General features: G+C 43.9%; 6 protein-coding genes. 4 read left to right on the top strand and 2 right to left on the bottom strand.

Translation table 11 applies throughout. The features are described 5' to 3' along the window. Both NJ959_RS07230 and NJ959_RS07225 read left to right on the top strand, forming a co-directional pair. Positions 1–3099 (top strand): hybrid sensor histidine kinase/response regulator (locus NJ959_RS07230; protein ID WP_254011081.1); only part of this gene is annotated, 3099 nt, incomplete at its 5' end. 190 nt (positions 3100–3289) lie between these two features. After that, positions 3290–4969: a SpoIID/LytB domain-containing protein gene (locus NJ959_RS07225; protein ID WP_254011080.1), complete on the top strand. Its 1680-nt coding sequence runs from the start codon at positions 3290–3292 to the stop codon at positions 4967–4969. Between the two features lie 91 nt (positions 4970–5060). Here the strand turns inward: NJ959_RS07225 and NJ959_RS07220 are convergent, their stop codons facing one another. Further along, positions 5061–5357: a ferredoxin gene (locus tag NJ959_RS07220; protein WP_254011079.1), complete on the bottom strand. Its 297-nt coding sequence runs from the start codon at positions 5355–5357 to the stop codon at positions 5061–5063. Positions 5358–5820: 463 nt separating this feature from the next. Here NJ959_RS07220 and NJ959_RS07215 point away from each other — a divergent pair, with 463 nt between their 5' ends. Beyond that, on the top strand, positions 5821–6171 hold the full coding sequence (locus NJ959_RS07215) for a hypothetical protein (RefSeq protein ID WP_254011078.1): 351 nt from the start codon (positions 5821–5823) through the stop codon (positions 6169–6171). Positions 6172–6521: 350 nt separating this feature from the next. Next, complete coding sequence (locus NJ959_RS07210) at positions 6522–6917, top strand: AbrB family transcriptional regulator (RefSeq protein WP_254011077.1); 396 nt, start codon at positions 6522–6524, stop codon at positions 6915–6917. Positions 6918–7126: 209 nt separating this feature from the next. Here the strand turns inward: NJ959_RS07210 and NJ959_RS07205 are convergent, their stop codons facing one another. Continuing rightward, positions 7127–7516 carry a hypothetical protein gene (locus NJ959_RS07205; RefSeq protein WP_254011076.1) on the bottom strand — a complete coding sequence of 130 codons (390 nt, stop codon included), beginning with the start codon at positions 7514–7516 and terminating at the stop codon, positions 7127–7129. Between the last annotated feature and the right edge of the window lie 64 nt (positions 7517–7580).

The following is a 7580-nucleotide window of genomic DNA, read 5'->3' as shown; positions in this document are numbered from 1 at the left end:
GCATCAGACACATATAAACAAGTTGAGTATCAAAGAGAAACGGAAGTAGAAATAGGATTATTTGATTGGAACGAAATTCCCGAAAATCAACCAGCAGCACATGAAGATTTAGAAGCTTTATTTGGTGAAGCAACAGATGAGTTGCCCAACTCTCCATCTTTATTAGAAGCAGCCACTGATGAGTTGAGTTGGGATGAAGATTTCTTCACCAGTGAGAGATCGGAGTCAGAAACAGAAATACAGTTACAAACAGACAATAAGATAGAAGTTGAACTGTTTGATGGAAACGAAAACATAGAAATAAGTCCAGTAGATAATCAAGATTTATTAGCGTTATTTAGTGAGACAACAGATGATTTATCAGCGGATTCATCTTTATCAGAGTCATCAATTATAGGCGATCTCAATTGGGATGAAGATTTGTTAATTGGACAGACTTCAGATCCGGAAATAGAGTTAAATCCTGAAAGGGAAGCAGAAACCCGACTATTTGATTGGGAAGAAATTCCACAACCGACTCAATCAGATCGTGAAAACTTAGAAGCATTATTCGGTGAAGCCACTGATAATATTTCAGAATATCCATCCTTGTCAGGATCATCCATAGATGACTTAAATTGGGAGGAAGATGTGGTGTATAACGAGGTGTATGAATCAGGCGTACCAGCAGAATTAAATACAAATAAAGATTCAATAAAAGGAGCAGTTAACTGGGAAGAAATAAATGAATTAGATGAATTGGATGCCCTATTAAATCGACAAGGAATCCCAAATATCAGTGACAGTATCAATGAGTTAGATGAATTAGATGCCCTCCTAGATTCACCAGATACTCAAAGTATCAGTACCAGTATCAATGAGTTAGATGAATTAGATGCCCTATTAGATTTAGATACGACTATTGCCAGTGGCTCCCCTAGCTTAAATTATACTGATTCCTTCGATCGCCTAGACTCTCTCTTAGATGAAATAACACCGAAACAAACCAATAAATCAAAAGAAATAGCAGCCAAGACACCTCAAGCGCAAGACTCCCTAGATGATGAACTAGAAGAAATGCTCAAACAAGCTGAACAAAGCATGGGTGGCACGCCAACAAATCGCTCAGATCAGCGACAGAATCGCCCCCAACCTCGGCGGATTAAAATGTTTGAGCAGAACATGCGAGTCTCAGCAAAACACCTAGACAGCCTGAGTAACCTAGTGGGAGAACTAGTCGTCAGTCGCAATAGTTTAGAGCAAGATCAAGAACGCCTGCGTCAGTTTCTAGATAATTTACAGCATCAAGTAATCGCCCTCAGCGATGTTGGCTCCAGAATGCGGGATTTGTATGAGCGATCGCTTTTAGAAGGCTCTTTGTTGGCTAGTCACCACAACTATAGAACCTCATTCAATTCAGAGGATCGCAGCCAAAACAATAACAGCAGCGGTGTAGAATATCACCCCCTGGAAATGGACAGATTCACCGGGTTCCATTTGCTCTCCCAAGAAATGATCGAGCTAATTGTCCAAGTACGAGAGTCAGCATCTGATATCGAGTTTTTAGTCGAGGAAACAGATCAGGTAACTCGCAACTTGCGCCAGGTAACAACCCAACTCCAAGAAGGATTGACGCGATCGCGAATGGTACCCTTTGCCCAAAATGCAGATAGACTCCATCGTGCAGTGCGTGACATTTCCATGAAGTTGGGCAAAGAAGCCCAATTAAGTGTTGATGGCAGGGAAAGCCTAATCGACAAAATGATTCTCGAACACCTCAACGATCCCATGACTCACCTGGTTAACAACGCCCTAACTCACGGGATTGAAACACCAGATATCCGCAAAGCTGCTGGAAAACCAGCCGTGGGGCAAATTGTTCTCAACGCATTCCATCAGGGCAACCAAACCGTCATTTCCATCTCCGATGATGGGGCAGGTATCGATCCCGAAAGGATCAGGAGAAAGGCAATTGAGCAGAAATTGATTACCCCCGCCGAAGCAAAAACTCTCACACGTTTGGATTTGTACGACTTTCTCTTCCACCCAGGTTTTACCACCAAAGATCAAGCAGATGACTTCTCAGGGCGCGGTGTTGGTATGGATGTAGTCCGCACCAGCTTAAGTGAAATTCGAGGTGATATTTATATTGATTCCACCCTGGGCAAAGGCACCACATTTACGATTCGTTTGCCCCTCACCCTGAGTATTTGTAAAGCCCTCTGCTGTCTGTCTGAGCGGGCGCGGATTGCCTTCCCCATAGACGGGGTAGAAGACATGTTCGATTTGCCGAGCGATCGCATTCAAATCAATGAGGAAGGTAAACCTTGTATTCGCTGGCGCGATACCCTCCTCACCTTTCAACCCCTCTCCGATCTCCTGGCTTACAATCGTCAGCTCAGTCGTGGTAATGTTTATGGGGGTAAACGGGAAGACGACCTGATCTCAATTGTGGTCTTACGCAGCCCGGGTAACTTCCTCGCCATCCAGGTAGATCAAGTCTTAGGCGAACAGGAAATCGTAATTAAACAACTAGAAGGTCCGGCACCTAAACCAGTAGGAATTGCTGGAGCCACAGTCTTGGGGGATGGCAAAATTATGCCAATTGCCGACGTGCTGGAATTAATCGACTTGAGCCTAGGAAGGCTGCGGAAAGATAGCGCCATGATTTGGTTGAGGGATGAACCCCAAATTCCCTCTGACCAAGATACAGAAACTGTACATGAACCGATGGTCTTGATTGTAGATGACTCTATTACTGTTCGCGAACTCCTCTCCCTCACCTTCTCTAAAGCTGGGTATCGAGTTGAACAGGCTCGTGATGGCCAAGAAGCCTGGGAAAAACTGCGATCGGGACTCCCTTGTGATATTGTCTTCTGTGATATTGAAATGCCCAGAATGGACGGTTTGGAATTACTCTCTCGGCTTCAGAAAGATGAGACACTAAGTCAGATACCCATCGCCATGCTCACCTCTCGCGGTGCCAAACGACATCGGCAAATGGCATCTCAACTTGGCGCAAGTGGCTATTTCACTAAGCCTTATTTGGAAGAAGCACTACTTGATGCTGCTAAACGGATGAGGAAAGGTGAAATACTTTTGACTGCTACTGAAGATTAATTTGAGGTAAGAGTTCGGAGTATGCGCGAAGCGCAGGCTACGCCAACGGTGTTTTCCCTTGACTTTTTTCGTGATAGTTACCAAAATTCTGATAAACTAATGACAAATAACAAATGACAAATAACAAATGACAAATGACAAATGACAAACAACAAATAACAAACAACAAACAACAAATAACAAACAACAAATGACCAATGACAAACAACAAATAACAAATAACAAACAACAAATAACAAATACCTTCTGGATAGCCCTTTGCTTCTCGTTAGTGGTTGGCTCTTCGGCATCAGGAGCAACCGTGAAGAATGTAGAGCTAAAAGTGGGCATCATCCAGCGCTTTGGTAATGAAGCTACGGATCAGCTCACCTTAGAAGCAACTTCAGGGGATATCCTGACGCTTAAGTTTTTGGCAGGCAATATGGAACCAAAAACGGTGCAAGCCAACAGCGTCAAGGTAGAAATGGCGATGCAACAGCTACCGAAACCGATTGTGGAAGAACGTTTAGTACTCAGCGATCGTGCTACCTTTGAAACAGCAGAAGATGACGCTGCGCGGTGGAAAGCACGGGGTGTTGAGGTAGAAATAGTTCAACCGGAACGTTGGCAGGTTTGGGCGAAACGAAATGTCTATCCAACCCCCTTAGTGCGACGCTTACTACTGCAAAATCTTAATGCCCAAGGCGAAAAAAATGTCCGTCTGGAAACCCAAGTTTTGCCAGGAGCGAAACGGGTATCTTTTTCCATAGATGGTTATCGTTATACCAGAGGGTGGTTAGAGATTTCCGCCGGAAAAAATCTGATTCAGGTGAGTCAAGGTGCGGATAACAAAAATCCTCGTCTTTATGGGGGATCTCTAAGAATTCAGCCTAATGCCTACGGAAGCTACACTCTTGTCAATCAAGTTCCCATCGAAACCTATCTGCGGGGTGTGGTTCCTCATGAAATTGGACCTGCCGCACCTTATGCAGCAGTAGAAGCTCAAACTATTCTAGCTCGAACCTACGCTCTGCGGAACCTGCGCCGATTTGTGGCAGATAACTACGAAATCTGTGCCGATACCCACTGTCAGGTATATAAGGGACTAACTGGCACAGTAGCTAGGGCAGATCAAGCGATCGCAGCCACAAATGGGATGGTGTTAACCTATAACAACGAGCTAGTAGATGCTTTATATGCTGCCACCTCTGGCGGTGTCATCTCACCATTTTCTGATACCTGGAATGGTGCGGAACGTCCTTATCTTAAAGCTGCGATCGACTCGCCTAATCCGGTTTGGAATTTGTCCCAAAAATCCTTAGCTGATGAAAAAAATTTCCGCGAGTTTATTAATTTAAAGGAAGGATTTAACGAAAGTGGTAGGGAGCTTTTCCGCTGGCGTAGAGAAAATAATCTAGAACAGATTACCGCCGATTTGCAACGCTATCTGACACGAACCCAAAACCCCCTTGCCAACTTTACCAAAATTGTACGGATGCAAGTGGTGGAGCGATCGCCTGCGGGACGTATTCTTACTCTTAAGGTGCAAACTGATAAGGGTGTGGTTGAACTCCGTAAAAATGAGGTTCGCAGCGCCTTTACTCCTCCCATAAGTACTCTTTTTTATCTGGAGCCGATCTATGATGAGGCGAAAACACTAACAGGGTATGCCTTTGTTGGTGGTGGGATGGGACACGGTGTCGGATTGAGTCAATACGGTTCATATAATTTAGCTAAACTCGGTTGGTCAGGGGAGAAGATTCTCAGTTTTTACTATCCCGGCGCTCAAATTAAGCCTCTAGATGATTCAATTGTTTTTTGGCGACAACCAGCTCAAGAAGTCAAAGCCCAACCATCTATACTCGATCGGTTATTTAAAAGGAGCAATTAGCAATTTTAGCAAAATACGCCCAGAAACCCGGTTTCTTGGAGAAACCGGGTTTCTTCTGGGTTTCTTCAAAGAAACCCAGTTTTTGTCTGTATTAGTACAGTTCGTCTTCTTTATGGGTAACGATGACGCAATTTGATGTAGGCATGGCTACACAGGTTAGCACATACCCAGCCTCAATTTGATCGTCATCGAGGAAAGACTGATCTCCTTGGTCAACTGTACCACTTTCCAGTTTGCCCGCGCAGGTCGAGCAAGCACCAGCGCGGCAGGAGAAGGGAAGATCCAAACCTTGTTCTTCGGCTACGTCAAGAATGATCTCGTCATCTTTAACATTAAGTTCCTGAGTACCTTCCGGGGTTTTTAAGGTAACTTTGTAAGTCTTCGCCATTAGTATTCCTCTGGTTTTGATGTGAAACGGCAGTATTAATCCTAATGAAGCACAGGGGGTACATCTAGCACAAGCATGTAATCAGGCGGGCTAGGTGGTATTTGCTTCATTTCTGATACTACGAGAAAAAGCTGGAGAGGTTAAAGGGGATTAAAAATGAAATTGTTAATTGAATATTAAATTAGTTATTCTTATATGGCATGAGGTCGGTCAGGGGGCTGATACTTATTGCAGGTATTGGCCGTCAAGTTGAGTTTTCATCATAGTTTCCTAATATTGACTTCCTGACGGTTGCGTGCATAAAACTTCTATTAATTAGTATCAATTATATTTATAATTAAAATCAATGATTCGTTGAAGAGGTGACAGGTGACGGGTGAGAGGGGAGAGTTCCTACTCCGCCTTAACCGACGCACTAGTCTGCCGAACTCGATCTTGAAAGCCACCGTCATGAGAGTGGCGGGTGAAAACTAGTGACTGCTATCAACCCTTCGTCACTAAAGATGAACAACACGATTTCTCTGTTGAACCTGACTATTTAATTGAGGAGTGGGAAAAAGTTCGCTCTCATGTCGAGCCAAAGTTTGTTTATTTATGGCAAAAGCTGACTAAAAATGCGTCACAGTTTACAAGCCCCATCCCCTTGTGGGAGGGGCTGTTGACTCTTGCTTTGTCAAAGAGTGGTACAGAAGGAAGTAGTTTTCGTCTCGGTATCCTTCCTCATTATCAACCTCTTGGTCGATATCTCATCTGCCTGTTTAGATCCCATAATCCATTACCGTTAGGAGGTTGGGTAAACAAAGGGTTTTCTTGATTCAACAAGGATGGACTGAGGGAGTCGTTTTCCTTCTAGATCAAATAATGTAACGCGATTAGGTTTTATCACACCAGTTGGTGTTAAAATTTCTGGATACTGTCAGGACAAGTTTTAGTTGTCGCCAAAACAGGATACCTGTTTAACCTGCCTGAATAAGGTTGTTAAGTTTTTTAACACCAACTGGTGTTAAAATTTCTGGATACTGTCAGGACAAGTTTGAGTTGTCGCCAAGACAGGATACCTGTTTAACCTGCCCGGATTTTGAGACCAGATCGACCAAAATCTAGGGATTGAAGGTCAGGATATTGTGTAAAAAATGCCAACAAGTTTAAAGTGAGGAAAGATTAATGTCTAACAAGATTGCCAAGAATGCCAAAAAAACCCCGTTAGAGGGAGAGGAGTTGTTGCTCAAGATTCAAGACTTGCGCGATAAAAGTCGGGAAGATAAAGCTAAGGCTTGCGGCTATTCCACTGTCACGAAAGATGGCGTGGAACGGGTGAATTTAATGCGCTTCCTGAATGCTTTGATGGAGGCTCAGGGAATTGACTTGGATAGTCAAGATGAGACGGAAGGAGGGAGACGCGGTGGACGTACTGCTAGTTACCGGATTGCTGTTCAGTCTAACGGGAACTTGTTGATTGGTTCCGCCTATACGAAAAGGCTAGCTGTAGAGCCAGGTACCGAGTTTGAGATTATCTTGGGCAAGAGATATATCAAGCTAACACAAGTTGATTCGATCTGAGATCTTACCCTATCCATAGCTAAAAAACCGGGTTTCTTTGGGAACCTTCAATAGTTTCACCTTTCTCAGTGGCAAGAAACCCGGTTTTTATTGCTGGTGCAAGATTTGAGTTCAAACTGAGAATATGTGACTTCTTAATCTGGAAGGGGAGCGGAATAAGTAATGAGGAAGAGAGTTTTAAGTTTTACCTCTTAGCTCTTACCTCCAGATTATTCCGCATTGAGGGGAACTTGTAACTTGACTCGTTGACGATCCCCAGCATCGCCAGTATTTGGGAACAAATCGAGAGAGTCGCCAGAATTTAGGGTATCCCCAACCACAATTTGGAGGCGATTGTTTAACTCCAAGCTGGGTTGGAATGAGTTGTTTCCTGTGGGTTGGGCATTCCCATTCTGTGAATTCTGGGAGTTTCCAGGGAAAAAGGAACGGTAATCATCGGATACTGTGCGATTTTCAACGGTGCGGAGGGATTCGCCAGACAGGGTAACGGCACTATTGTTTGAGTTATATGGCATCCCGGATTGCGCTTGAGCGATCGGGATTCCTCCAGCAACTATCGATCCAATTCCTAAGATAACCAGGGCTTCTCGTTTCATCATCTATCTCCGTGGGTTTCAATAGTTTTAAATTTGGTGCTTTAAGTGTCTTGAGACGAATTAAATA

This window comes from Limnofasciculus baicalensis BBK-W-15 (assembly GCF_024178385.1).
In the GTDB taxonomy this organism is placed as follows: domain Bacteria; phylum Cyanobacteriota; class Cyanobacteriia; order Cyanobacteriales; family Coleofasciculaceae; genus Limnofasciculus; species Limnofasciculus baicalensis.
Note: the sequence above shows the minus strand (reverse complement) of the source record. Positions and strands in the feature narration are given on the sequence as shown.

Coding starts and splice junctions, on each gene's coding strand:
- NJ959_RS07225 (WP_254011080.1), top strand. CDS start 3,290: ATGACCAATGACAAACAACAAATAACAAATAACAAACAACAAATAACA.
- NJ959_RS07220 (WP_254011079.1), bottom strand. CDS start 5,357: ATGGCGAAGACTTACAAAGTTACCTTAAAAACCCCGGAAGGTACTCAG.
- NJ959_RS07210 (WP_254011077.1), top strand. CDS start 6,522: ATGTCTAACAAGATTGCCAAGAATGCCAAAAAAACCCCGTTAGAGGGA.
- NJ959_RS07205 (WP_254011076.1), bottom strand. CDS start 7,516: ATGATGAAACGAGAAGCCCTGGTTATCTTAGGAATTGGATCGATAGTT.